This window comes from Rhizobium sp. P2_G2 (assembly GCF_056403555.1).
Genome location: NZ_JBFUFF010000048.1, coordinates 21,405 through 47,251, shown reverse-complemented (window position 1 = coordinate 47,251; position 25,847 = coordinate 21,405). Strand labels below are relative to the sequence as shown.

Genomic DNA, 25,847 nt, shown 5'->3' with positions numbered 1-25,847 from the left:
CCCCAGGTCACTCTCCCCCCTTGTGGGGGAGATGTCCGGCAGGACAGAAGGGGGCGCCCCAGACGCCGTCCCCAAACCGCACCTCCCTCCCAAACCCTTTACTTTCGTTTTTTTCGTTCTATCCTGCGCCACGAAATTAAGTCCGAGGCATGCGCATGTTTCTTTCTCCGCGCCACAAGGAAATTCTCGAAATCGCCAAGAACCAGGGCAAGGTGCTGGTGGAGGAATTGGCGAACCGCTTCGAGGTGACGCCGCAGACAATCCGCAAGGATCTCAATGAACTCTGCGAGCAGCGCCTGTTGAACCGCATCCATGGCGGCGCCGTCTTTCCCTCCGGCACCGAGAACATGCTATATGAGCAGCGCCGGCAGATCGCCGCGCAAGAGAAGGATGGCATCGGCCGCGCTGCAGCCAAACTGATCCCCGACAATGCCTCACTGTTCGTCAATATCGGCACCACGACAGAGGCTGTCGGGCAGGCCCTGCTTGACCATGGCCGGCTGATGATCATCACCAATAATATCAATGTTGCCAACAGGTTGCGTATCTACCCGCAGTTCGAGGTGGTGATTGCCGGCGGTGTCGTGCGCGGCACGGATGGCGGCATTGTCGGCGAGGCAGCGGTGGATTTCATCCGCCAGTTCAAGGTCGATTTTGCCGTGATCGGCGCCTCGGCGATCGATGACGACGGCGCGCTGCTCGACTACGATTTCCGCGAGGTGAAGGTGGCGCAGGCGATCATCGCCAATGCACGGCATGTCATCCTGGTGGCCGATTCGACCAAATTCGAACGCACGGCACCAGTGCGCATCGCGCATATTTCGCAGGTCCACACCTTTGTCACGGACAATTGCTTTCCCGACAACCTTCGCAAAATCTGTCGTGAAAACAATGTCCAGTTGATCGAAACCGCCAATCCGGCGGCCGCTTGAATGCAGTTTGAACCAGCCTGATTTGCGCGCGTGTTCGGTTTCAGAATTTTCGATTGACATTCGTTTTATCTTCGTTTTGAATGCTGGCAGGTTCGCAATTGCAATAAATGCTGCATTGCGAAGGGGGAACGCGCAGTGGCATCCGGGACGGTTTACGACATTTTCATTGCTGGTGGCGGCATCAATGGCTGCGGCATCGCTCGTGACGCGGTTGGCCGCGGCTATTCGGTCTTCCTCGCCGAGATGAAGGACCTCGCCGCCGGCACGTCGTCACGCGCCACCAAGCTCATACATGGCGGCTTGCGCTATCTCGAACATTATGAATTTCGCCTGGTGCGTGAATCACTGATGGAGCGCGAAGTGCTCTGGGCCATGGCGCCGCACATCATCTGGCCGCTGCGCTTCGTGCTGCCGCTGCACAAGGACATGCGGCCCGGCTGGCTGATCCGGCTTGGCCTGTTCCTCTACGACCATATCGGCGGCCGCAAGGCGCTGCCGGCGACCCGCACGCTCGATCTGACCCGCGATCCGGCCGGCCGGCCGCTCAAGGAACGCTTTGTCCGTGCCTTTGAATATTCCGACTGCTGGGTCAACGATGCGCGGCTGGTGGCGCTCAACGCCCGCGACGCCGCCGATCGCGGCGCTGTCATCCGCACCCGCACCAAGGTCGTATCGGCGCGGCGCGAAAATGGCGTCTGGGCGATCCTGGTCGAGGATGTGCTGAGCGGCGCCAAAGAGACGGTTTCCGCAAAACTGTTCATCAATGCCGCCGGTCCCTGGGTCGACAAGCTCTTGCAGAGTGCTGCCGGCAGCAACGCCCACAATGTCCGCCTCGTCCAGGGCAGCCATATCATCATCCGCAAGAAGTTCGCCGATCCGCGCGCCTATTTCTTCCAGAACAATGATGGCCGCATCTTCTTCGCCATTCCCTATGAGGAAGATTTCACCCTGATCGGCACCACCGACCAGGACTACAAAGGCGATCCGGCCGCCGTCGAGATCAGCGACGCCGAGATCGATTATCTCTGTGCCGGCGCCAGCGAATATTTCAAGGAACCAGTGACCCGCGCCGACCTCGTCTGGACCTATTCCGGCGTCCGCCCGCTCTATGACGACGGTGCCAGCAAGGCGCAGGAGGCGACGCGCGATTACGTGCTGAAGGCCGACGGCGCGCCGGGCGAACCGCAATTGCTCAATATTTTCGGCGGCAAGATCACCACCTATCGGCGGCTCGCCGAGCACATGCTGGAGAAGATCGAGGCCGTGCTCGGCGCGCGTGGGAAACCCTGGACGGCGAGCTCCACCCTGCCCGGCGGCGATTTCGACAGAAGCGGTTTCGATGGCCTGCTGGCCAAAATCCGCCGGCAATACCCCTTTCTTGCCGAGGCCCATGCGAAGCGGCTCGTTCGCCTCTATGGGACCAAGGCGGAAGCGATCCTCGGCAAGGCAACGTCAATGGCGGATCTCGGCACCCTGTTCGGCGCCGATTTGACGGAAGCCGAAGTTCGCTATCTTATGGTTGCAGAATGGGCGGTCGAGCCCGAAGATGTGTTGTGGCGTCGGACCAAGCTCGGGCTGAAGGTCGACGCGGCGGGCGTGGAAGCGCTTGGTGTTTTCATGAGTAAACGGCAGGGCGCCGAGATGCGCCAGACCGGCACGGCGGGAGCTGCGACGACTTAGGCCTTCGCAGGCAGATATTGACAGCAATCCCGCTGGGAGGAGGACGTATGCTGGAATTAAGAGATGTATCGAAGCAGGTCGGCGCGGATATGCACATCCGCGACGTGACGTTGACGCTCGAAAAGGGCTCGCTCAACGTCCTGCTCGGGCCGACATTGTCCGGCAAGACGACGCTGATGCGGCTGATGGCTGGCTTGGACCGGCCGACCCAGGGTTCCGTCTGGGTCGAGGGCCGCGATGTCACCGGCAAGCCGGTGCAGGGCCGCAATGTGGCGATGGTCTACCAGCAGTTCATCAATTACCCGGCCATGACGGTCTACGAGAATATCGCCTCGCCGCTGCGTGTTGCCGGCAAGTCCACCGCCGATATCGACCGTGAGGTGATGAAGGCCGCCGAACTCCTGCGGCTGACGCCCTATCTCAAGCGCGTGCCGCTGGAACTCTCCGGCGGTCAGCAGCAGCGCACCGCGCTTGCCCGCGCCATCGTCAAGAATGCCGATCTCGTCCTGCTTGACGAGCCGCTCGCCAATCTCGACTACAAGCTGCGCGAGGAATTGCGCGCCGAACTGCCGAAGATTTTTGCCGAGACCGGCGCCATCTTCGTCTATGCCAYGACCGAACCGTCGGAAGCGCTGCTGCTCGGCGGCAATACCGCGACGCTGTCTCAGGGCCGCATCACCCAGTTCGGACCAACGGTGGAAGTGTTCCGCAAGCCCGCCGACCTGATCACCGCCCGCACCTTTTCCGACCCGCCGCTCAACACCATCAATGCCGTCAAACGCGGCAATGTCTTCGTGCTCTCCGGCGGCGCGGAAATCCCGTTGCCTGGCGACTTGGCCTCGCTTGCCGACGGCCCGCTGACCATCGGCTTCCGCCCGCATCACCTATCGCCAAAGCCGGAAAGCATCGCCACCGCGCAGTTGCAGGCGACAGTGATGGTCACCGAAATCACAGGCTCCGAAAGCTTCATCCATCTCGCCTATGGCGGCGACCGCTGGGTGATGCTGACCAAGGGCGTACATGACCTGGCGCCGGGCACCAGCATGGTCGTCTATCTCGACACCCGCCATCTGCTGGCCTTCCGCGACGACGGCTCGAACGCCGCCGCCCCGCTGAAGCAGGCGGCATAGGAGAACGCTCATGGCGCGCATCAAACTCGACCATATCCGCCACGCCTACACCGCCACCCCGAGCAAACCCTCGGACTATGCGCTGAAGGAAGTCGACCACGTCTTCGAAGATGGCGGCGCCTATGCGCTGCTCGGCCCCTCCGGCTGCGGCAAGACCACGCTGCTCAACATCATTTCGGGCCTGCTCATCCCCTCGCATGGCCGCATCCTGCTCGGCGAGCGTGACGTCACCAATTTCAGGACCGAGGACCGCAACATCGCCCAGGTGTTCCAGTTCCCGGTCGTCTACGACACGATGACTGTGTTCGACAATCTTGCCTTCCCCTTGCGCAACCGGCATATCCCGGAGGCGCAGGTGACGAAGAAGGTCAACGAAATCCTCGACATCATCGACCTCGCGCCGATGGCCAACCGCAAGGCGCGGCGCCTGACCGCCGACCTCAAGCAGAAGGTCTCGCTTGGTCGTGGCCTCGTCCGCTCCGACGTCAACGCCATCCTGTTCGACGAGCCGCTGACGGTCATCGACCCGCATATGAAGTGGCAGCTGCGCTCGCAGCTGAAACTGCTGCATCGCGAATTCGGCTACACCATGGTCTATGTCACCCATGACCAGACCGAGGCGCTGACCTTCGCCGACAAGGTCGTGGTCATGTATGACGGCGAGATCGTTCAGATCGGCACGCCCGCCGACCTGTTCGAACGGCCGAGCCACACATTCGTCGGCTATTTCATCGGTTCGCCAGGTATGAACCTGCTGCCGATTACGGTCGACGGCGCGACCGCCCGGCTGGGCTCCCAGGCGATCACCTTGCCCGGCGCGCCGAAAACCGGCGCCCCGACTGAGCTCGGCATCCGGCCGGAATATGTGCGCATGGGCCGCGAGGGTATGCCTGTCACGGTCAGTAAGGTCGAGGATATCGGCCGCCACAAGGTGGTGCGCGCCAAGCTCGAAGGCCATGACGTGGCGGCAATCATCGGCGAGGACGACACGGTGCCCGCCGATCCGAAGCTCAGCTTCGACCCGGCCGGCATCAATCTCTACGCCAATTCCTGGCGCGTCGATCTCGACCGCAGCGGCATGGGAGCCTGACCATGGACAGAACGTGGAACAACAAAGCCTGGTTCATGGTACTGCCGGTGCTGCTGCTCGTCGCCTTTTCGGCGGTGGTGCCGCTGATGACTGTGGTCAACTATTCCTTCCAGGACACGCTCGGCAACAACCAGTTCTTCTGGAACGGTATCGAGTGGTATCAGGAACTGCTGGCCTCGCCCCGTTTCTGGTCGTCCATGGCTCGCAACCTGATCTTTTCGGCCATCATCCTCACCATCGAAGTGCCGCTCGGCATTTTCATCGCGCTCAACATGCCGAAGAAAGGCTGGGGCGTGCCGGTCTGCCTCGTCTTGATGGCGCTGCCGTTGCTGGTTCCGTGGAATGTCGTCGGCACCATCTGGCAGGTGTTCGGCCGCAGTGACATCGGCCTGTTGGGTTATGCACTCAATGCCATCGGCTTGGACTACAATTATGTCCGCGACCCGATCGATGCCTGGATGACGGTGATCATCATGGATGTCTGGCACTGGACGAGCCTCGTCGTGCTGCTCTCCTATGCCGGACTCGTGTCGATCCCCAATGCCTTCTACCAGGCAGCCCGGATCGACGGCGCCTCGCGCTGGGCGGTGTTCCGCTATATCCAATTGCCGAAGATGAACCGTGTTCTCCTGATCGCCATCCTGTTGCGCTTCATGGACAGTTTCATGATCTATACCGAGCCCTTCGTTGTCACCGGCGGCGGCCCCGGCAATTCGACCACCTTCCTCTCCATCGACCTCGTCAAGATGGCGCTGGGCGAATTCAACCTCGGCCAGGCGGCGGCGATGTCGCTGGTCTATTTCCTGATCGTCCTCTTGTTCTCATGGGTGTTCTACACCGTGATGACCAATTACGACGCGGAGCGCTGACATGGCCGTGACCAACGAAACCATCACCACCACAGGCCTCGCGGCAGCTGCCACCAATGCCGGCCGCACGGCCGTTCGCCGGGACGAATCGCGGTTCGCATGGCTGGTGCCGACGATCTACATCATCATTCTGCTGGTGCCGATCTACTGGCTGGTCAATATGAGCTTCAAGACCAATGAGGAGATCGTCTTTTCGCTGACGCTCTATCCGCATAAGCCGACGCTCGCCAATTATTATACGATCTTCACCCAGTCGGCCTGGTATTCGGGCTATATCAACTCCATCACCTATGTGGTGATGAACATGGTGATCTCGGTCCTGGTGGCGCTGCCGGCGGCCTATGCCTTCTCGCGCTACCGCTTCCTCGGCGACAAGCACCTGTTCTTCTGGCTGCTCACCAACCGCATGGCGCCGCCGGCCGTCTTCGCACTGCCCTTCTTCCAGCTCTATTCCGCCTTCGGCCTGATCGACACCCATATCGCCGTGGCGCTGGCGCACTGCCTGTTCAACGTTCCACTGGCGGTCTGGATCCTCGAAGGCTTCATGTCCGGSGTGCCGAAGGAAATCGACGAAACCGCCTATATCGACGGCTATTCCTTCCCGCGCTTCTTCATAAAAATCTTCATGCCGCTGATCGCATCCGGCGTCGGCGTCGCCTGCTTCTTCTGCTTCATGTTCTCCTGGGTGGAACTCCTGATCGCCCGGACGCTGACGACGACCGACGCCAAGCCGATCGCCGCCACCATGACCCGCACCGTATCGGCCTCGGGCATGGACTGGGGCCTGCTCGCTGCCGCGGGCGTCCTGACACTGATCCCCGGCGCCCTGGTCATCTATTTCGTCCGCAACTATATCGCCAAGGGCTTTGCCCTGGGGAGGGTGTGATGTCGGAGACGATCGCCGTCGCCGAGATCCATAAACTGACCGAACGGCTGTTCGAGGAGCTGGACGCGCGCGGCGTGACTCATATCCGCCCGCCACACCGCCAATACTGGTCGGTCTTCTCCGACGAGATGTTCAGTTCCACCGAGCCGCCGCTGGTCAGGGCCAATCTCATCGATGATCTGGTTGATAGCCGCGAGGAACTCACAACAAGCGGCGATGTCGAGCCCGCAGTCTGGCAAGCCGCCCAGCATCTCGCCGGACTCATGCAGTTGATTGCCCATGCCGATCTCAAAGGCGGGCTCGTCAGGGGGACAGCCAAATGAGAAAAACCGCCAACTGGAGCATCGCGCTCATCATCGTGCTCGCCTGCTTTGCCGCCGCCACCTGGGCGCTGGTCCGCCTACTGCCGGTCAAGGATGGCGCCACGGACTGGTTCGCGCCGCTTGCCACTGGCGGCTGGATGGCTTGGACGCTGCCGACCGCGCTGYTCTTCCTGGTCGTCGCGCTTATGCTCTCCTGCATGGCGATCTGGGAATATGCCTCGCCCGGCGGCAATCCGCGCGTCGGGCTCTTGAGGTTCGAGACGACGCGGGGGGATCGCCTGTTCATCTCGCTGCTCGGCTCCGGTTTTATTCATCTCGCATGGTTGGGTCTTGTCGGACCCAATCTGTGGTGGGCTCTTGCCCTGTCCCTTGTCTACGCCGTCGGCGTTTTCAAGCTGGTCTAGGGTCGGAAGGAATGAAGCGATCCGGCTGCCACCGGATCGCTCCTATCGCAATCGCAAAACCCCAGGGAGGATCTTATGCGAAAGCAATTACTGACGACGACTGCGGTGATGCTGCTTGCCATGACAGGCAGCGCACTCGCCGGAATGGACGAAGCCAAACAATTCCTTGACAAGGAAATTGGCCCCCTGTCAACGCTCTCGCGCGCTGACCAGGAAAAGGAAATGCAGTGGTTCGTTGACGCAGCCAAGCCCTTCAAGGGCATGGAAATCAAGGTTGTGTCGGAAACCCTGACCACGCATCAATATGAGTCGCAGGTGCTCGCCCCGGCCTTCTATGCTATCACCGGCATCAAGGTCACGCATGACGTCATCCAGGAAGGAGACGTCGTCGAAAAGATCCAGACGCAGATGCAGACCGGCCAGAACCTCTACGACGGCTGGGTCAACGACTCCGACCTGATCGGCACCCATTGGCGCTACCAGCAGGTCCGCAACCTGACCGACTGGATGGCTGGTGAGGGCAAGGACGTCACCGATCCGATGCTCGACGTCAACGATTTTATCGGCACGTCCTTCACCACGGCGCCCGACAAAAAGCTCTACCAGCTGCCTGACCAGCAGTTCGCCAATCTCTACTGGTTCCGCTACGACTGGTTCAACGACGCGAAGAACAAGGCCGATTTCAAGGCCAAGTATGGCTATGATCTCGGCGTGCCGGTGAACTGGTCGGCCTATGAGGACATCGCCGAATTCTTCACCGGCCGCGAGATCGACGGTAAGAAGGTCTACGGCCATATGGACTACGGCAAGAAGGACCCGTCGCTCGGCTGGCGCTTCACCGACGCCTGGCTCTCGATGGCCGGCAGCGGCGACAAGGGTCTGCCGAACGGTCTTCCGGTCGACGAATGGGGTCTCAAGGTCGACGATCATTCGCGTCCGGTCGGCTCCTGCAGCGATCGCGGTGGCGACACCAACGGCCCGGCGGCGGTCTACTCGATCCAGAAATATCTCGACTGGCTGAAGGCCTATGCACCGGCGGAAGCCCAGGGCATGACCTTCTCTGAATCCGGCCCGGTCCCGGCCCAGGGCAATATCGCCCAGCAGATCTTCTGGTACACCGCCTTCACCGCCGACATGGTCAAGGACGGCCTGCCGGTGGTCAATGCCGACGGCACGCCGAAATGGCGCATGGCGCCCTCGCCGCATGGCGTCTACTGGAAGGACGGCATGAAGCTAGGCTATCAGGACGTCGGCTCCTGGACGCTGATGAAATCGACCCCCACCGACCGCGCCAAGGCCGCATGGCTCTATGCGCAGTTCGTGACGTCGAAGACCGTGGACGTGAAGAAGAGCCAGGTCGGCCTGACCTTCATCCGCAATTCCACCATCCACGACAAGAGCTTCACCGAGCGCGCACCGAAGCTCGGCGGTCTGATCGAGTTCTACCGCTCGCCGGCCCGCGTGCAATGGACGCCGACAGGCACCAACGTGCCTGATTATCCGAAGCTCGCCCAGCTTTGGTGGCAGGCGATCGGCGACGCCGCTTCCGGCGCCAAGACCGCCCAGGAAGCGATGGACTCGCTCTGCGCCGAACAGGAAAAGGTGCTTGCCCGCATCGAGAAATCCGGCGTGCAGGGCGACATCGGTCCGAAGCTCGCCGAAAAGCATGATCTCAACTACTGGAACGCGGACGCCGTCAAGAACGGCCATCTGGCGCCGCAGCTGAAGATCGAAAACGAAAAGGAAAAGCCACAGACCGTCAACTATGACGACCTGGTCAAGAGCTGGAAGGAACAGTAAGCCGCATACGTGGCGCTGATTGAAGCCGGGGCAGAGATGCCCCGGTTTTTTTGTTGGTATCGCTTGCTCCCTCCGCTCCCCGAAGGGCGGAGAAGAGGGTGTCCAACCCTCAAGCCGACTGGCGGATCGCCTGCCCACCCAACAGCTCATCACCATAAAGCACCGTGGCATTGCGTCCACCCGCCTTGGCGGCATAGAGCGCCACGTCTGCTCGTGCGATCGCATCGTCAATGTCGCGATCATCCGCCGTCGTCATCGCCACGCCGATGCTGGCGGTGACGCGGATCGACGTGCCGACGGTGATCAGCGCCGTATTGGCCAGCCCGTTGCGAACGCGGTCGGCGATCTCGACGGCGACGTCGCCCACGCTGACGTCGAGCAGCACGACGAATTCCTCGCCACCGAACCGCGCCAGGTTGTCGGTGACCCGCATTTCCGAGGCGATCGTGCGCGCCACATGCTTCAGCACCTCGTCGCCGGTCTGATGGCCATGGGTGTCGTTGACGGACTTGAAGTGATCGATGTCGATCATCAGTACCGCATGCGCACGCGACACCTGGCGGTCGATCGCAAGCGCCTTGGCGGCGAAGGGCAGGAAGGCGCGGCGGTTGAGCACGCCGGTCAGGCCATCGGTTTCGGCCAGCGTCCTGAGCCGCTTGATATCGAGGTCGAGCTGCTTGTTGGCCTCTTCCTGCTCGCGTTGCATGGTCTCGGCGAGACCAGCGCGGCGCAGCAACGAGCGGATCGCCAGCGACAGGTTCAACACCTCGACCGATCCATGCTGGCGCGAGACGGTGGTGATCTTCGGGTCGCGACCGATCGTGTCCATGGTGATGGCGAGCTGTTTCAGCGGTCGCGTCACGCTGCCTGCCAGGAACCAGGCAACGACCAACACCGCAACGGCCAGGAACATGCCGAAGCCGAGGATAAGCCGGTTGGCGACATGGGCGGGATATTCGACCACCGACATCGGCAGGCGCGCGGCCACCGTCCATCCAAGTCCCGGATAGTCGCCGACGGCATGCGTTTCGGAAAAGACGGTCAGCATGGGCTTGCTGCTCTCGTCGTCCTGGACTTTCCAGCCCGTCTGCGGATCGCGCACGACCTGCGGCACATGCGACGAATTGCGCGGCGCCAGCAGGATCTTGTCGTCCTTGCCGATGATCATCAGATCAAGAGCGTCATGCGAGCGATTGTCGAGCACCTTGTCGCGCAGATCGTTGGCCCAGGCCCAGCTCAAATGCGCGCCCAGCACACCGACGAGCTTGCCTTCCTTCGACCGCACGGGCACGGCGATGTCGACGAAGCGGAGGGGTGGATCGGACGGGTTCTTGCGCAAGATCTTGTCGAGGAGTTTGGCGTCATGCACATCCTCGACCGCTGCCGATTTCAGTCCTGCCAGAAACCACGGCCGCCCCGACACCGACTGGCCTTCCAGCATGCCTTTGGTCGCCGCGATCACCTTGCCGTCCGTGCCGGCAAAGCCAAGCCAGGTATAGGCCGGCAAGCTCGACTGCACCTGCTCAAGCGTCTCACGAATTTCGGAGGCATTGCCGGTCCAGATACGCCTGAGCGGCGGCAATTGCGCGAGATTGGTGATTTCACGGTAGCGCTCGTGCATGCGCATGCCGAGCCGATCCGACATCGACCGCGCCAAGCCCTGCAGATCGTGCTTTGCCTCGGCAATCAAGTAGTATCGTGCAATCGCACCCGCGCCACCGCTCGCAAGAATGACCGCGCCCGCGCAGAGCACCGCTGTCATCAAGGCTGTCTGTACCCGGATCGTCATCCGGTCGGCGAGAACCTGAAACCACGCAGCCATGCGCCCTTCATACTCCATCATTTGTCGTCTCACCTTGATGGCAACAGAATATGAACGATCTTCCTTACATTCGAGCATGCTAACGCTGCGGCAAAAAATCCGGCCGAATTTGAGTAAAATGATTAGGATGGGACGAATGCGGGCTATTGCCGCACGGTATCGAAGGCCCTTTTGGGAACCACCGAAGGAATCGGCCCGGATTGACACGTGTCGGCAAGCGACGCAGATGTCACGGCGGAAATCGACCGCGGTCTGATACGCCGCATCCGGGAGGGGACACAGATGCGGGTGAAAATCTTTCAGCTCGACGCCTTCACAACGAAACGGTTTGCCGGCAATCCCGCAGCCGTCATGTTGCTGCCGGAATTTCTGCAGGATCGGCTGATGCAGGCGGTCGCCGCCGAGAACAATCTCGCCGAGACCGCCTTTCTCGTTTCCGAAGGCGAGCACTATCGACTGCGCTGGTTCACGCCGCTCGTTGAAGTGCCGCTCTGCGGCCACGCGACGCTCGCCAGCGCCGCCGTGGTCATGGAACGGCTGCAGCCGGGCCGTGATGACGTGACCTTCGAGACGGTCAGCGGCCCACTGCCCGTTCGGCGACAAAACGGCCGCTACAGGATGAATTTCCCCGCCCGGCCATCGGAACAGGTCCCCTGTCCGCCTGGCCTGGCCGAGGCGCTCGGTGTCACCCCGCGCGAAGTCTATTCGAATGTCTTCAACTACATGGCCATCCTCGACAGTGCCGCGACCGTTCGCGCGCTGGCACCTGACATGGCCGCAATCGCCGCCACCGACCGTCCGGGCGTGATCGTCACCGCACCGGGCGAGGAAGGCTATGATTTCGTCAGCCGCTATTTTGCCCCGGCCAAAGGCATTCCCGAAGATCCGGTAACCGGCGCGGCGCATTGCATGCTGGCACCCTACTGGACCGGCCCATTGGCCAAGACGACATTCCGCGGCTATCAGGCTTCGAAACGCGGCGGAGAAGTCATCTGCCGGCTGGACGGCGACCGGGTAGAGCTCGAAGGCGCTTGCGTATTTTATCTCGAGGGCGAGGCGGAGATTTAAGGGCTGGTCATTGGCCCCCTCACCTAACCCCTCTCGGAATTCGCCTTGCCCATCACGGAACGGCCGACACCAGCAGAAAAACCACGAAAATCACCAGATGAATCTGCCCCTGCAGCACGGTCGTCCGGCCTGTACCGAGCGTCAGCGTGCTGACGAACAGTGTCAGGGCCAAAAGCGTCATGTTGGCGCTGGAAATCCCCAACACCAGGTCCTTGCCGAGGACGAGCGACACCACCGCCACGGCAGGAATGGTCAGGCCGATACTGGCGATCGCCGAACCGAGCGCCAGGTTGATGCTGTTTTGCAGCTGGTTGCGGATCGCCGATTTTGCCGCGGCTATCCCCTCGGGCAGCAACACGATCGCGGCAATCACCACGCCGACAAAGGCTTTCGGCAATCCGGCCGCGGCAATGCCGCGATCGAGCGGATAGGAAAGCGTCTTGGCCAGCAGGACAACGACGACAAGCGAGAGCAGCAGCAGGCCGAGCGAGATGAGCGCCACGCCATTCGGCGGCTTGTCGATATGCACCTCCGCCGGCGTGGAAACATCCGCCTCCGGCGGCAGGTCGAGGAAATAGTCACGGTGCCGGACGGTCTGAACGAAGACGAAGCCGCACCACAGCGCCAGCGATGCAGCGCCGACGACGATCACCTGCACATGCGAATAGGATGGTCCCGCAGCCGTCAGGGTAAAATTCGGCAGGATCAGCGTCAGTGTCGCGAGCGTGCCAAGCACGGCAAGCGCCGACGTGGCGCCCTGAAGCTGGAACCGCTGCTCGAAATGCCGCCTGCCACCCATGACCAGGCAAAGGCCGATGACGCCATTGAGCACCAGCATCGCCGCGGCAAACACGGTATCGCGCGCCACGATATCGCTGCCCTCGGCGCCGGACACCATGATCGAGACAATCAGCGCAACTTCAATGACCGTAACCGCCACCGCAAGCAGGATCGAGCCGAACGGTTCGCCAAGCTTGAGCGCCAGGACTTCGGCGTGATGTACGGCGGCGAAGACCGCGGCCAGGAGGAGCACGGCGGCCGAGGCGAGCACCAGAACCGCGTCCTCGGCGACGAAATGCAGGTATTTGACGGCAAGTAGGACGCCGCCGAGCGCAGGCGCAACCCAGGTCCAGGTCGGAATGGAGGCGTGATGGTTTTCGGCCAAGCTGCAATCTTCCGATTCGAGTTCCGTGGGCCGTAAAAGCGCACGAAGCTGGCCGGGTCGTCAACCGGCGCGGGCTAAATCTATCGCGAGCGACAGCGTTTGCCCTTCATCCTAACCCTTTCCCCGTTGAAACGGGGAGAGGGAATCTGCTCCGAGTTTGCCGCGCCGGAAGGCATTCGGTAGACGTTTGAGAAGGATGGGGACGGCGCCGCAAATCCCTTCTCCCCGTCACTACGGGGAGAAGATGCCGGCAGGCAGATGAGGGGCCCGGCACTGCCTGAAAATCACCCCCGAAACAAATACTGCTCCCGCGATTCCGGCTTCATCTCAATCGAGAACCCCGCCATCTTCGGCGGCATATAGGCCGCATCCTTGATCACGCAAGGATCAAAGAAATGCTCATGCAGATGGTCGACAAATTCGATCACCCGGCCCTCGATCTCGCCCGACACCGCGACATAGTCGATCATCGACAGATGCTGCACATATTCGCAGAGCCCGACACCGCCGGCATGCGGCCAGACCGGCAGGCCGAATTTCGCCGCCATCAGCAGCACCGCCAGCACTTCGTTGAGGCCACCCATGCGGCAGGCGTCGATCTGGACGATGTCGATCGCGCCCTGGGCGATCATCTGCTTGAACAGGATGCGGTTCTGGCACATTTCGCCAGTCGCGACCTTGACCGGCGAAACACCCTCGCGGATCGCCTTGTGGCCGAAGACATCGTCCGGGCTGGTCGGCTCCTCGATGAAGAAGGGCTTGCAGAATTGCAGCCTCTTCACCCAGTCGATCGCCTGGTCGACTTCCCAGACCTGATTAGCGTCGATCATCAGGTAGCGGTCGGGGCCGATCACCTCGCGGGCAATCGTCAACCGGCGAATGTCGTCTTCGAGGTCGCGACCGACCTTCATCTTGATATGGTTGAAGCCGGCATCGATCGCCTCCTGGCAGAGGCGGCGCAGTTTGGCGTCGTCATAGCCGAGCCAGCCGGCCGAGGTCGTATAGCAGGGATAGCCCTTGTCTTCGAGCCGGGCGATACGCGCAGCCTTGCCGGGCTCTGCCTTCTTCAGGATCGCCAGCGCTTCGTCGCGGGTGATGGCATCGGTCAGATAACGGAAATCGACGATATCGACGATCTCCTCCGGGCTCATCTCGGCCACCAGCCGCCAGACGGGCTTGCCGCTTTGCTTGGCGAGCAGGTCCCAGACGGCATTGACTACCGCACCGGTGGCGAGATGGATGGCGCCCTTGTCCGGTCCGATCCAGCGCAACTGGCTGTCGGCCGTCACATGCCGCCAGAAACGGGCCGGGTTTTCGCGGATCCAGTCGAGGTCGAGGCCAACAACCAGATGCGTCATCGCCTCGATCGCGGCGCAGCAGATCTCGTTGCCGCGGCCGATGGTGAAGGTGAGGCCATGGCCTTCGAGCCCGTCTCCGTCGGTCCCGAGGATGACATAGGCCGCGGAATAGTCCGGATCCGGATTCATCGCATCCGAGCCGTCGAGGCTCTTGGACGTGGGAAAGCGGATATCGAGCGTCTTGAGACTGGTTATCTTGGTCAAAATGGCCTCACCGATTTTCTTTAGGCGTCTTGCTTGAACGTCTGCTTCTGCGTCCCCAGCCCTTCAATGCCGAGCTCGACCACATCGCCATCCCTGAGATAACGCGGCGGTTTCTGGCCCATGCCGACGCCGGGGGGCGTGCCGGTGGAGATGACGTCGCCGGGATGCAGGCTCATGAACTGGCTGAGATAGGAGACGAGATATTTCACGCCATAGACCATGGTGTTGGACGAGCCGTCCTGCATCTTCGCCCCATTGACGGTCAGCCACATTTTCAGGTCCTGCACATTGGGAATCTCGTCCTTGGTGACCAGCCAGGGGCCAATCGGGCCGAACGTGTCGCAGGATTTGCCCTTGGTCCACTGTCCCTGACGCTCGGTCTGGAAGGCGCGTTCGGAGACGTCGTCGGAGACGGCGTAGCCGGCGACATAGCCCAGCGCCTCGTCTTCGGAAACATATTTTGCCGTCTTGCCGATGATCACCGCGAGCTCGACTTCCCAGTCGGTCTTCTCAGAGCCGCGCGGGATCAGCACGTCATCGTTCGGGCCGACGATCGCCGAGGTGGCCTTCATGAAGATGATCGGCTCCGGCGGCACGGTGGCGCCGGTTTCGGCGGCGTGGTCGGAATAGTTGAGCCCGATGCAGATGAACTTGCCGGTACCGGCAACGCAGGGGCCAATACGCGTATGGGCCGGGACGACCGGCAGCGTGGTCGTGTCGATCACGGCGATCTTCGCCAGCCCTTCCGGGCCGATCGCATCACCGCCGATATCGGCGACATGGGCGGAGAGATCGCGGATCGTGCCATCCACGTCGAGGATTGCGGGCTTTTCGGCGCCCGGCGCGCCAACGCGCATCAGTTTCATGGGTGTTTTCCTAGCTTCGTCTTGTCGTTCGGTTCGGGATGGCGGACGTCAAATAGTCCAGCCACCATCGATGGCATAGCATTGTCCGGTGGTATAGGTCGCGGTGGCGAGATAGAGCGCAAAGTCGGCGATTTCGTCCGGCGTGCCGATCCGGCCGATCGGCTGGCGGGCGATGAAGGCGGTGCGGGCGGCATCGTAATCACCCTGGGCGCGCAGGCGGTCCTGCAGCGACGGGCTTTCCACCGTGCCAGGGCAAATGGCGTTGATGCGGATGCCCTTGGCGACATAGTCGGCAGCGACCGACTTGGTCAGGCCCAACACAGCGGCCTTGGTGACGCCATAGGCAAAGCGGTTCGGCACGCCCTTGATCGACGACGCCACCGAGGCGATGTTGACGATGGCGCCATCGCCTTTTTCCAGCATTCCAGGCAGCACGGCGCGGATCGTGCGGATCATCGACTTGACGTTCAGGTCGAAGGCGAATTCTAGATCCTTGTCCGGCATGTCCATGATCGAGCCGTTGTGAACGACGCCGGCCGAATTGACCAGCACGTCGAACGGACCATGCTCGGCCACCGCGGCCTTGACGGCGGCGTCATCAAGCACGTTGAGCGTCAGCGTGCCGATGCCGTCCTTGCCGTCGATCTCCTTCAGCAGGGTCTCGTTGATATCGGTCGCCAGCACCTTGGCGCCGGCCTTGGCGAAAAGCGTGGCGATCGCATTGCCGATCCCCTGCGCGGCGGCGGTGACCAGCACCGACTTGCCCTTGATTGCATGTTCCATCGTCTTGTCCTTCCAATGGTCTGGCCGAGCCGGTCAGACGCTTCTGACGCGCCTTTCGGCAATGAGAATATGGTCGGCGGCGAGCACGACCTCGTCGCGCTGGTTGAGCACTTCGCAGCGCTCGACGACGCGGCCGACCTCCTTCCGCTTCGGATCGTCCTCCTTGGCGGCGATCGTCACGCGGGTGCGGATCGTATCGCCGATGAATACCGGCCGGATGAAGCGCAGCCGGTCATAGCCATAGGAAAAGGCGACCGGATTGATCAAGGTCGCCGTCAGCCCGACGCCGATCGAAAAGATCATCGTGCCATGCGCAATGCGCTGGCCGAACGGCGTGGTCTTGGCGAATTCGGCATCCATGTGATGCGGGAAGAAGTCGCCGGTATGGCCGGCATGGACGACAAAATCCGTCTCGGTGATCGTCCGGCCGGTGGTCATGCGCACATGGCCGAGTTCGTAGTCCTCGAAATAAACAGCCTGTTCCATCACGGCCTCCTCGCCAGCGGCGTCGCCGGCTGGGCAGAGGATTGATAGGCGGCCTCGACCAGCGCCATCGTGTTCCAGGCATCCTCGACGGAACTGACGAGCTCCGCATCCTCGCCGGAAGCAAAGCGCTGCAGGTTGGCCATCCGCCCGACAAACGCATCCGGGAACCAGGCGCCCTGAAGCGGTACCGTCACCCAGCCATCGTCGCCTTTGGGACAGATTTCCAGAATGTCCGGCTCGCCCTTGGGATAGTTGAGATTGAGGCCGAGCTGCAGATAGGCCGCCCCTTCGGTGCCGGAAATGCGAAACTCGCAGGCCTGGTGCCGCCGGCCGAATTTGTGGTCGTGATTGATCGAAAGCGCACAGCGCACTTTATCGCCATAGTCGAGGATCGCACTGGTGCGCGTCTGCGCCATGTCATGGCTCGGATGGCCGATCGTCTTGGCATGCACGCCCTGGGGATTGCCGAGCAATTGCCGGATCAGGTCGAGATAGTGGATCGAATGCATGGTGATCTCGATCCGCGGCAGGCCGTTGAGGAAGGCCCAGAGGCTCCAGGGCGTGTCGACGGCGAGCAGCGCATCGAAATCGACGACCTCGCCGAGCAGGCCCTTGGCGATCGCATCCCTGAGCGCCAGCATCATCGGTGCGAAACGGAGCTGGAAATTGACGGCAGCCTTGAGGTGTTTGGCACGGCAAATGTTCAGGATTTCGGTAGCGCTGGCGAGATCGCTGCCCATGGGTTTCTGGATCAGGACCGCCGCACCGTCAGGCAGGGTCTTGAGAACGGAGGCGTGAGCCTTGGGTGGCGTGGCGAGGTCGAAAATCGCGTTGGGGGTGGCTGCGGCTTCTTCCGGGGTGGCGAAGGCTTTGACTCCCCAGTCGGCGGCGAGCCTTGCGGCCTTGGCCTTGTCTGGATCATAGAGGCCTGCGATGGGGAAGCCGGCTTTTTTGTAAGCGGGGAAATGGGCGTCGCCGACGATGGAGCCGGCGCCGAAGGTGACGATCGGGCGGGGATTGGCGGGTGCGGGCCAGGATTGGGCGAGGGAAAGTGGGTCGAAGGTCATTGGGTGCCCTCCGAAACATCGACGGCAGACACGAATTCTACCGTCGCATTACCCCTCACCAAGCGCGCCCAGGCACTCGACTTCGTCTCGCACGGGCTTGCTATCCTCTCCCGCAAGGGGAGAGGTAAGGTGCCACGATTGTTGGCCTTGCTTGGGGCCGAGCGGGCGCCGCGAATTTTCCTCGCCCCTTGCGGGAGAGGGTGAGGAGCGGTCCGCGCAGCGGAGCAATCGATCCAGTGGATCGATTGCAGCGACGAACGAGGCCGGGTGAGCACTTGCGAACCCTTGGCCGAAGTTGGTGAGGGGTATATCCCCCATCTACAAGACCGAACGAAGCCAACGCCGGGCACATCCACCTCAATCAAGATGAAACACCTCTTCCATCCCAGCCCACCACTCGCCTTCCTTCCGGGTCGCCAGCGGCTCCTGGCACGGTATGCACACACTCCACCATTTCTGCGTCACCGGATCAGCCGCCATCTTCGCCTGGTCGGCGGCAAAATCCGTGCCCACATATTCAAAATAGGAGAACAGCAGATTCTCCGGCTCCTTCAGATAGATCGAATAATTGCGAATGCCGCAGTCGGTGATCATCTTCAGCACGTCCGGCCACACCGCCGCATGCAGTTCCCGATATTCGACGACCTTTTCCGGCTTCAGGCCCAGAATAAATCCCATCCGCTGCATCTTGTTCTCCTCAGCCGATCACGTGTGAAAATTCGGCGACTGAGCGGCGCTTCACCTCGTCCCAATCCCAGTCGATACCGATGCCCGGTTCTGATGGCGCCAGCGCGTAACCATTCTCGATCACCATATGCTTGCCGGTGATCTCGTCGAGCTGCGGGATGTATTCGACATATTTGCCATTCGGCACGGCACAGGTCAGGCTGACATGCAGTTCCATCAGGAAATGCGGGCAGACCGGAATGTCGAAGGCTTCCGCCGCATGCGCGACCTTCAGCCAGGGCGTGATGCCACCGATGCGGCCGACATCGACCTGCACGATCGAGCAGCCGCCCTTCTGCATATATTCGCGGAAATGCCGGATCGAATAGAGCGATTCGCCGATGGCGATCGGCGTCGACGTACTCTGAGAAAGCCGCACATGGCCGTCGATATCGTCAGCCGCCAACGGCTCCTCGATCCAGGCAAGGTCGATGTCGCGCAGCCGCTCGGAACGGCGGATCGCCTCGTCGAGCCGAAAACCCTGGTTGGCGTCGGTCATGATCTCATAGCCGTCGCCGACCGCCTTGCGCACCGCTTCGAGCCGGGCAAAATCCTCGGAACCATGCGGCTTGCCGATCTTGACCTTCGAGCCGGTGAAGCCCTGGGCCTTGGCCGCGAGCGCGTCATCCACCAGCGCCTGCGGCTCGATATGCAGCCAGCCGCCTTCGGTCGTATAGAGCGGGCAGCGATCCCTGGCACCGCCGGCGAGCTTCCACAGCGGCAGGCCGAATTTCTTTGCCCTGAGATCCCAGAGCGCGGTGTCTATGGCCGCGAGCGCGATCGCGGTGATCGCGCCGATGGTCGTGGCATGGGTGAAGAATTCGAGATCGTGCCAGATGCTCTCGATCTGGTCGGCATCCTGGCCGATCAGCCTCGGACCGAGATGGTCGTTGAGCAGCCGCATGACGGAAGAGCCGCCAGTGCCGATCGTGTAGGAATAGCCGGTGCCGACCGCGCCATCGCTGTCGGTGATGGTAACGATCGGCGTCTCCTGGCTGACAAAACTCTGAATAGCGTCGGTGCGCTTGACCTTGGGCACGAGGTCAACCATGCGCAGCTCGACTTTTTCAATCCGTGCCATCGCGGTTCCTCCCAAATGCCTCGTGATTGCCGCACCAAAAGGATGCGAAACTGGGTCAAAGGTGTCATGTCCTTTGACGCCGGGCTCAACGCCGATCGCGGCGGCAATGGCCACCCGAGCGCGATTTACTTATGAATAAATTATTCAGCTATTGTCAAGACCATTCGTTTGATTTAGAACCCTCTCGCATATGAATTTCATTATTCATGAGGGCGCCCCTTTGGACGACGAAGACAACGACCGCTACCGGGCGCCGGCGCTCGACAAGGGCCTCGACATCCTCGAACTCCTGGCCGGCATCGATGGCGGCCTGACCCAGGCAGAAATCGCCAAACGCATGGGCCGCAACGCTAATGAATTCTACCGCATGCTCGACCGCCTGGTGAAACGCGGCTATGTCACCAAGGTCGACGGCGACCGTTATTCGCTGACCTTGAAATTGTTCGGCCTGGCGCAACTGCATGCGCCGGTGCGCCGCCTCGCTTCCTATGCCACGCCGCTGATGCGCGACCTCGCCGAACAGAGCCGGCAGGCCAATCAGCTCGTCGTCTTTGATCGCGGCTCGGCCGTGGTCATCGCGCAGCAGGAAGCGCCGGGCTATTGGGGCATTTCCATCCGCGTCGGCTCGCATATCTCGCTCTACAATACCGGCTCGGGTCATGTCCTGCTCGCCTTCCATACGCCGGAAGAGCGCGGCATGATGATCCGCGAATATGAGGCCAAGGGCGAGGATGTCAGCGCATTGACGCCGGAATTCCTCGGCCGGCTCGACCAGATCCGCGAGCGCGGTTACGAGATGATGCCGAGCCTGCAGACCGCCGGCGTGGTCAACATTTCCGCCCCGATCCTCAGCCCCGACGGCAAGGCGATCGCAGCGCTGACCATCCCTTATATCACCATCATAAACATGCCGAATGCACCGGATATTTCGCAGACGATCGAGCTTTTGACCAAGACGGCGCAGCAACTGTCCAATTCCATCGGCTAGCGCCCTGAACGCGGGAGCGGTTATCGGAATGCTCCAGGGAGAAACTATATTCCTATTTGAATAATAGATTTTTATTTGAATAGACACAGTCGCCATGCCAGAGTGGCGCATTCAGTTCAGGAGGAACGCGCGTGATTATCGACACCCATCTGCACATCGTCGACCAGGCGGCGCTCAGCTATCCATGGCTTGCAGGTGCCGGCCCGTTGAACCGCAGCTTTTCCTATGACGACTATGCCGTCGAGGCCAGGCGCCTCGGCATTGCGGCCAGCCTGCACATGGAGGTCGACGTCGCCGAAAGCGACATCGAAGCCGAGACTGATTACGTCACGGAGATCGCTGCCCGCCCCAGCAGCCTTGTGATCGGTGCCATCGCCTCATGCCGCCCGGAACACGAGGGCTTTGCCGACTATCTGGAACGCGTCCGCAATAAGAACATCGTCAGGGGCTTTCGCCGCATATTGCACGAAATGCCCGATAACCTGTCGGAATCTCCTGTATTTCGCGACAACATCAAGCGGCTTTCCGGGACCGGGCTGACCTTCGACATCGTTGCCCTGCCGCATCAGCTGCCGATCGTGCAAGAGTTCGTCGACCTTGCTCCCGACGTCCAGTTCATCCTCGACCATTGCGGCGTACCCAGCATCAAGGGTCACGGCTATGATGCCTGGGCAAAGAACCTCGCCGAGATCGCCAAACGCCCGAATGTCGCCGGCAAGCTCTCCGGCATCGTCGCCTATACCGACACTGACAATTGGACGCTCGCCGATATCAGCCCCTATGCTGAACACACAATTTCGTGCTTCGGCTTCGATCGGATGGTCTGGGGTAGCGACTGGCCGGTCTGCACTTTGGCCGGTACATTGTCGACCTGGGTCGGCGCCACGCATGCCCTGCTCGAAGGCGTGAGCCGCGAAGAGAAGGCGAAATTGCTCTCCGGCAATGCGATCCGGATCTGGAATCTCGACGTCAAGGCCTGAAAACGGCCTTCCAGCTTGATCTTCATCAACTCTGAACAGGCTGCCGCCCAATAGTTTGGCGGCCGGCTTTGTATCGTCTTTCAATATTTAAGAAATGTCGTAATTTCGAATGTGCGAGTGATTCGCAGGCGGACTAAATGATTTAGTTTCGGGGCTGACATGGAAGAGCGGCAGGAATTTGAAGCCTGGGCATTGACCCGGGCCTATGAGATCGTGTCCAAAGAAGGCTATCACCTGGCCGTCGCGGCACAAAATCTGGACAAGAAGAACACACGGGCCAACAGCTACCAGCTGATGCAGGTGATTRCCGCATCGCTGATGGAAGCCCACGCGGCACGCCCGGCAGCGTAAGGCGCGACGCAGAAATAAAACGCTACGTTGGCGGACGCGACAGCGATGCCCCTCTCTTCGGAGCGGAGAGCGATCGCCTACCGGTCGATCAAAGATCGAAGCTGCCTGCCGTGAGGTTCACCACCCCGGCGAGGTGGATGGAAAAATCCGCCTTGCCGTCGCCATTGGTGTCGCCTTCGACATAGGTGTCGGCTTTCGTCGTCACCACATGCAGTTCGCCGGCATGCTTGCCGAAGGCGTCGCTGCCGATGAAGTCGAAACCCTGCTGGCCCTTCTTGGTCGAGTCGGCATCCCATTGGCTCAGGTCGATCTTGTCACCATCCGCCGTCGTGAAATCTCCGATCGTGTCGGCCGCTCCATGCGTCTTGCCGGTATCGCCCTTGGCGAAGACAAACGTGTCCGCTCCCGTGCCGCCATAGAGCTTGTCCATACCGCCGCCGCCATCGATCGTGTCGTCCCCACCATTGCCCTTGATCGTGTTGACAGCGCTGTTGCCGAACATCTCCTGACCGCTGCCCGCGCCTTTGAAGTCGACCTTGCCGATCCCCAGCGCATGCAGCTCGGCAACATTCTTGGACACCGACGTCAGGCTGTGATCGGCCCAGACCTCGTCTCCATTGACCACGTCGACCTTGACATTGGTCGCGCCCAATTTGAGCCCGAGGCTCACCGTGCCGGTCTTCAGGTCGAAGTCGATCGTTTTCGACCCCGCGGAGCCATAAAGCAGTTCATAGCCGCCACCCGCTCCCGTCGTATCGGAGGCGCCGGAACCCGAGACCTTAGCGCCCGCCACCTGCTCGCCGACAGTGAAGAAATCGTCGTTCTTGACCGTGTCGTTGTAGACGACGCCGGTGACGAATGTGCGGCTGGAATCGCCGGCGAAATCCTGGGTGACCATGGATGTGTTGTAAGTCTGCCTCTGATAGGTATACGTGCCCAACTCCTGGCCGATGCCGATTTCCTTGAAATCGCCATCGAGGAGATTGAGCCTGTGGCCGCGGCCGGCAATGTCCTTGTCGATGAACAGGCCGTTCTCCTCCACGACGATGAGTTGCGTCGCCATCGCATCGGTGATCGTGTCGTGTGTGCCCTGCCAGGCAATATTTTCGCCCGCACCGCTGTCGCCGAGGACATAGCCCGCCGCCTTCATCCGATCCCAGGGCTCGACACCCGTATATCCCTTCGAACCCTTCGTCTCCTCGTGCTGGAAGAGATCGTTGGTCAGCATCCACTTGCTGTGGTTGGCGGCGGAGCTGGCAAGGTCGTCATTGCCGGCCAGCACCTGCTTTGGCGCACTCGAAATCGTGCCCTTATCAAGGCCTTCGTTGAGATCGATGTGATCGCGCTTGGCCTCACCGGCGGGGTCCATCCGCGCGCGGTTGATGAGTTCGAGCATCAACTGTTCCTGGGGCGTCAGATTGGCCATGAAATGCTCTCCCAAACAATGTTGCATCAGCCATATGTGGTGAAATCCCTCGCGCCGATGATTTCAGCATTCCACGATGTTTTCAAGGCAGATGGCTTGCTGCCTTCGCGCCAATGCAGGCGCGGCGATGGCCACGCCTCACCCCTGCACCGCCGCCCGTGCGGAAAAATAGCGTGTCGCGTAAACCGCGAACTTGCCGATGAAGATGCCGGTAAACACCCCGGAAAGACCGAGGTCGGCAAGGCGCATCGAAAATTCCTGCAACAGAGCCGGATTGATCACCGCCATTGCACCGAAGGTGTATTTCACCGCGAACACGATGAGGATCAGCGGCAGCAAGGTGAAATCCGCCGGCCGGCGGATGACACCGCTGAAGGGATCGACAGAAACCTTCGCTCTACGCAGCATGAGCAAGCCAATGCCGATGCCGATCACCAGCCCGCCGACCCAGATGCCACAAACATCTGCCGCCAGGCCATAGACGCGGATCAACTCATAGATGCCCCAGACGGTCAGGATCACCGGCAGCAGCGCCAGTTTCGGTAGCGTGACATCAGCCGGCCGCATCGCCCTGATGCCGCGCCAGACAAAATAGAAGAACAGCAGGAAAACCCAAGGCGGCGTATGTGCGAGAAAGCCTGTGACCGTCATGCGATGCTCCCAAAAATATCCGACACACCGGTATCAACTTATTGCGTCGGCTGACAGTACCGCCGGCAAAATCAGCTTTATCCGCGCGGGTTTGCCGCGGCAGATCATTGCGTTTGACGGTCGGCAAATGGCAGCTCCGTCCAATTACGCGACCGTCGCATGTGGTGCTCGCCTTTGGCTCATCACGAACGTTCCTTCCGCCACGAGGCTGACGAATTCGGAGCGCCGCCGTCATGGTGTACAGGCTGCAAGTGGGCGCTTGACGGGCCGTCTTTCACGCGCCACTTTGCACGCAAAGAGAATGAGGGGAATCATGAGTATCAAACTGGTTGTCGGTCCGGCATTTTCGCTCGACATGTCCGATTTCGACTTCACCGGTGTCGATGACGCTGAAATCACCACCTTTTCCTCATCGACGATCACCGGCGTCGCCGGCAGCTTCCGGCTGACGATCACCGGTCAGGGTTTCGTGCATGATCAAAACGGCTATCTGACCGATGGCACGGTCTACAGCCTCAGCCTGACCTATCATGGCAACAGCATGCTGTCGCTGTCCGGCGCCGATGTCGATATTCCGAACTTGATCCACGTGCTCAACACATCCTCCACCAAGGATGATCTGTCGTTGCTCGCTTCGACACTCAGCGGCGACGATGACTTGAGCGGCAGCCAGTATGGCGACCTGATTGCCGGCTATAATGGCAACGACACGCTGCTCGGCAAGGACGGGCACGACACGATCCGCGGCGGTTCCAGCAATGACCTGATCACCGGCGGCGCCGGCAGCGACGATCTCTGGGGCAATGGCGGCAAGGACACGTTCGTCTTCACCCTGGTCAAGGACAGCAGCCCCGCCTCCGCCGATATCATCCATGACTTCAACGGCAAGGAGCACGACAGGATCGACTTGCATGCCATCGACGCCAATACCGGCAAATCCGGCAATCAAGCGTTCGACTTCATCGGCCGCCATGCCTTCGATCACCATGCCGGCGAATTGCGGGTCGAAACCGCGGACCACAGCACCTGGATCTACGCCGATCGCAATGGCGACGGCAATGTCGATTTCGCCATCCACCTGCAGGGTGACGTTCCGCTGAAAACCGGCTACTTCGATCTGTAACTGACGATGCCGGCCATCCCCTATTACCTGGCGACAACGGCTTTCGACGCTCAGTCAGGCGACGTCTGGCGAGACTATCTGAACTGGTCGGGCCTCCATCAACTCCGCGAGCTCGTCTCGCTCGATGGCATGCTTTGCACCTTCGTGCTGCCGGAGGTGAAGGACAGCTATTGGCCACACATCGTCAATGAGGACAATCTCCTCAATTTCTTCATCGACCTCGATTTCATGCTTGCTGAAATCGGGGATTTTCATCGCGTCAACGTACTGGCCGTGCTTCGCAACCCGACAGAGGAGGAAGTTCGCGAATTCGCCCAGCCGGATTTCTCGTTCATGGGCTTCGAGCTTCTGGACCAGGACCATTCGATCAGCGCCTTGACAAATTGCGGCGGTTTCCCGGACATATTCGCCAACGAGGAGATCAATGAACGGGGCCTGATAGACGATTTCGGCCGAGTGCGAGACATATCGAACAACCTCCGGCGCGCCCACCCGGAAGAGCATCATGCCGATTGCAATGTCTGGGCAGTCTATCGAATGGCACTCTCGAAAATGGCTCCCCAGTGAGGCTCAGGAGGGTAAGTCACC

General features: G+C 61.0%; 26 protein-coding genes. 15 read left to right on the top strand and 11 right to left on the bottom strand.

What is annotated here, in order from left to right; all coding sequences use genetic code 11:
• The first annotated feature begins 155 nt into the window (after positions 1–155).
• From AC1D06_RS26330 to AC1D06_RS26290, 9 genes are all read left to right on the top strand, one after another.
• Positions 156–932, top strand: coding sequence for a DeoR/GlpR family DNA-binding transcription regulator (locus AC1D06_RS26330; protein WP_477988735.1), 777 nt, complete (start codon positions 156–158; stop codon positions 930–932).
• Positions 933–1,067: 135 nt separating this feature from the next.
• Entirely contained in the window at positions 1,068–2,612 is a 1,545-nt protein-coding gene (glpD, locus tag AC1D06_RS26325) for a glycerol-3-phosphate dehydrogenase (RefSeq protein WP_477988734.1), read from the top strand.
• Positions 2,613–2,659: 47 nt separating this feature from the next.
• Positions 2,660–3,742, top strand: a complete 1,083-nt coding sequence (locus tag AC1D06_RS26320; protein ID WP_477988733.1) for an ABC transporter ATP-binding protein — start codon at positions 2,660–2,662, stop codon at positions 3,740–3,742.
• A 10-nt stretch (positions 3,743–3,752) separates the two neighbouring features.
• Positions 3,753–4,832 (top strand): ABC transporter ATP-binding protein, encoded by a 1,080-nt coding sequence (locus AC1D06_RS26315; protein ID WP_477882836.1) that lies wholly within the window; start codon positions 3,753–3,755, stop codon positions 4,830–4,832.
• Between the two features lie 2 nt (positions 4,833–4,834).
• Positions 4,835–5,701 (top strand): carbohydrate ABC transporter permease, encoded by an 867-nt coding sequence (locus AC1D06_RS26310; protein WP_477882834.1) that lies wholly within the window; start codon positions 4,835–4,837, stop codon positions 5,699–5,701.
• Position 5,702: 1 nt separating this feature from the next.
• A complete protein-coding gene (locus AC1D06_RS26305; RefSeq protein WP_477988732.1) occupies positions 5,703–6,587 on the top strand; it encodes a carbohydrate ABC transporter permease in 885 nt (294 codons plus the stop codon).
• On the top strand, positions 6,587–6,910 hold the full coding sequence (locus AC1D06_RS26300) for a hypothetical protein (protein ID WP_477988731.1): 324 nt from the start codon (positions 6,587–6,589) through the stop codon (positions 6,908–6,910). The genes AC1D06_RS26305 and AC1D06_RS26300 overlap by 1 nt, the downstream gene beginning before the upstream one ends.
• Entirely contained in the window at positions 6,907–7,314 is a 408-nt protein-coding gene (locus tag AC1D06_RS26295; RefSeq protein ID WP_477988730.1) for a DUF2160 domain-containing protein, read from the top strand. The genes AC1D06_RS26300 and AC1D06_RS26295 overlap by 4 nt, the downstream gene beginning before the upstream one ends.
• 75 nt (positions 7,315–7,389) lie before the next feature.
• On the top strand, positions 7,390–9,114 hold the full coding sequence (locus AC1D06_RS26290) for an ABC transporter substrate-binding protein (protein ID WP_477882668.1): 1,725 nt from the start codon (positions 7,390–7,392) through the stop codon (positions 9,112–9,114).
• A gap of 109 nt (positions 9,115–9,223) precedes the next feature.
• On the opposite strand, the gene AC1D06_RS26285 is transcribed toward AC1D06_RS26290, so the two are convergent.
• On the bottom strand, positions 9,224–10,936 hold the full coding sequence (locus AC1D06_RS26285; protein ID WP_477988729.1) for a sensor domain-containing diguanylate cyclase: 1,713 nt from the start codon (positions 10,934–10,936) through the stop codon (positions 9,224–9,226).
• 207 nt (positions 10,937–11,143) lie between these two features.
• Here AC1D06_RS26285 and AC1D06_RS26280 point away from each other — a divergent pair, with 207 nt between their 5' ends.
• Positions 11,144–12,004 (top strand): PhzF family phenazine biosynthesis protein, encoded by an 861-nt coding sequence (locus tag AC1D06_RS26280; protein WP_477988728.1) that lies wholly within the window; start codon positions 11,144–11,146, stop codon positions 12,002–12,004.
• A 52-nt stretch (positions 12,005–12,056) separates the two neighbouring features.
• Here AC1D06_RS26280 and AC1D06_RS26275 read toward each other — a convergent pair whose 3' ends face one another.
• The 8 genes from AC1D06_RS26275 to AC1D06_RS26240 form a co-directional block, all read right to left on the bottom strand.
• Positions 12,057–13,169, bottom strand: coding sequence for a calcium:cation antiporter (locus AC1D06_RS26275; protein ID WP_477988727.1), 1,113 nt, complete (start codon positions 13,167–13,169; stop codon positions 12,057–12,059).
• Positions 13,170–13,453: 284 nt separating this feature from the next.
• Positions 13,454–14,731: an L-fuconate dehydratase gene (locus AC1D06_RS26270; RefSeq protein WP_477988726.1), complete on the bottom strand. Its 1,278-nt coding sequence runs from the start codon at positions 14,729–14,731 to the stop codon at positions 13,454–13,456.
• A gap of 20 nt (positions 14,732–14,751) precedes the next feature.
• Positions 14,752–15,597 (bottom strand): fumarylacetoacetate hydrolase family protein, encoded by an 846-nt coding sequence (locus AC1D06_RS26265; RefSeq protein ID WP_477988725.1) that lies wholly within the window; start codon positions 15,595–15,597, stop codon positions 14,752–14,754.
• Positions 15,598–15,645: 48 nt separating this feature from the next.
• Entirely contained in the window at positions 15,646–16,380 is a 735-nt protein-coding gene (locus AC1D06_RS26260; protein ID WP_477988724.1) for an SDR family oxidoreductase, read from the bottom strand.
• A gap of 33 nt (positions 16,381–16,413) precedes the next feature.
• Positions 16,414–16,869, bottom strand: a complete 456-nt coding sequence (locus AC1D06_RS26255; protein ID WP_477988723.1) for a MaoC/PaaZ C-terminal domain-containing protein — start codon at positions 16,867–16,869, stop codon at positions 16,414–16,416.
• Positions 16,866–17,933 carry a Gfo/Idh/MocA family protein gene (locus AC1D06_RS26250; protein WP_477988721.1) on the bottom strand — a complete coding sequence of 356 codons (1,068 nt, stop codon included), beginning with the start codon at positions 17,931–17,933 and terminating at the stop codon, positions 16,866–16,868. Before AC1D06_RS26250 ends, AC1D06_RS26255 begins: the two co-directional genes overlap by 4 nt.
• 357 nt (positions 17,934–18,290) lie before the next feature.
• A complete protein-coding gene (locus AC1D06_RS26245) occupies positions 18,291–18,620 on the bottom strand; it encodes an L-rhamnose mutarotase (RefSeq protein WP_477988719.1) in 330 nt (109 codons plus the stop codon).
• A 10-nt stretch (positions 18,621–18,630) separates the two neighbouring features.
• Positions 18,631–19,740, bottom strand: a complete 1,110-nt coding sequence (locus tag AC1D06_RS26240) for a mandelate racemase/muconate lactonizing enzyme family protein (RefSeq protein ID WP_477988718.1) — start codon at positions 19,738–19,740, stop codon at positions 18,631–18,633.
• A gap of 220 nt (positions 19,741–19,960) precedes the next feature.
• Between AC1D06_RS26240 and AC1D06_RS26235 the strand changes: the two genes are divergently transcribed.
• The 3 genes from AC1D06_RS26235 to AC1D06_RS26225 all read left to right on the top strand — a co-directional run bounded on the left by AC1D06_RS26235 (position 19,961) and on the right by AC1D06_RS26225 (position 22,059).
• A complete protein-coding gene (locus tag AC1D06_RS26235) occupies positions 19,961–20,728 on the top strand; it encodes an IclR family transcriptional regulator (RefSeq protein WP_477882652.1) in 768 nt (255 codons plus the stop codon).
• A gap of 131 nt (positions 20,729–20,859) precedes the next feature.
• Complete coding sequence (locus AC1D06_RS26230) at positions 20,860–21,708, top strand: amidohydrolase family protein (RefSeq protein WP_477882651.1); 849 nt, start codon at positions 20,860–20,862, stop codon at positions 21,706–21,708.
• Positions 21,709–21,867: 159 nt separating this feature from the next.
• Positions 21,868–22,059 carry a hypothetical protein gene (locus AC1D06_RS26225; RefSeq protein WP_477988716.1) on the top strand — a complete coding sequence of 64 codons (192 nt, stop codon included), beginning with the start codon at positions 21,868–21,870 and terminating at the stop codon, positions 22,057–22,059.
• Between the two features lie 88 nt (positions 22,060–22,147).
• Here AC1D06_RS26225 and AC1D06_RS26220 read toward each other — a convergent pair whose 3' ends face one another.
• Positions 22,148–23,485, bottom strand: coding sequence for a CAP domain-containing protein (locus AC1D06_RS26220; RefSeq protein ID WP_477988715.1), 1,338 nt, complete (start codon positions 23,483–23,485; stop codon positions 22,148–22,150).
• Between the two features lie 138 nt (positions 23,486–23,623).
• On the bottom strand, positions 23,624–24,136 hold the full coding sequence (locus AC1D06_RS26215; RefSeq protein WP_477988713.1) for a DUF6622 family protein: 513 nt from the start codon (positions 24,134–24,136) through the stop codon (positions 23,624–23,626).
• Positions 24,137–24,449: 313 nt separating this feature from the next.
• Between AC1D06_RS26215 and AC1D06_RS26210 the strand changes: the two genes are divergently transcribed.
• Positions 24,450–25,259, top strand: a complete 810-nt coding sequence (locus AC1D06_RS26210; protein ID WP_477988711.1) for a calcium-binding protein — start codon at positions 24,450–24,452, stop codon at positions 25,257–25,259.
• 6 nt (positions 25,260–25,265) lie between these two features.
• Positions 25,266–25,826, top strand: a complete 561-nt coding sequence (locus tag AC1D06_RS26205; protein WP_477882642.1) for a hypothetical protein — start codon at positions 25,266–25,268, stop codon at positions 25,824–25,826.
• Positions 25,827–25,847: the final 21 nt, after the last annotated feature.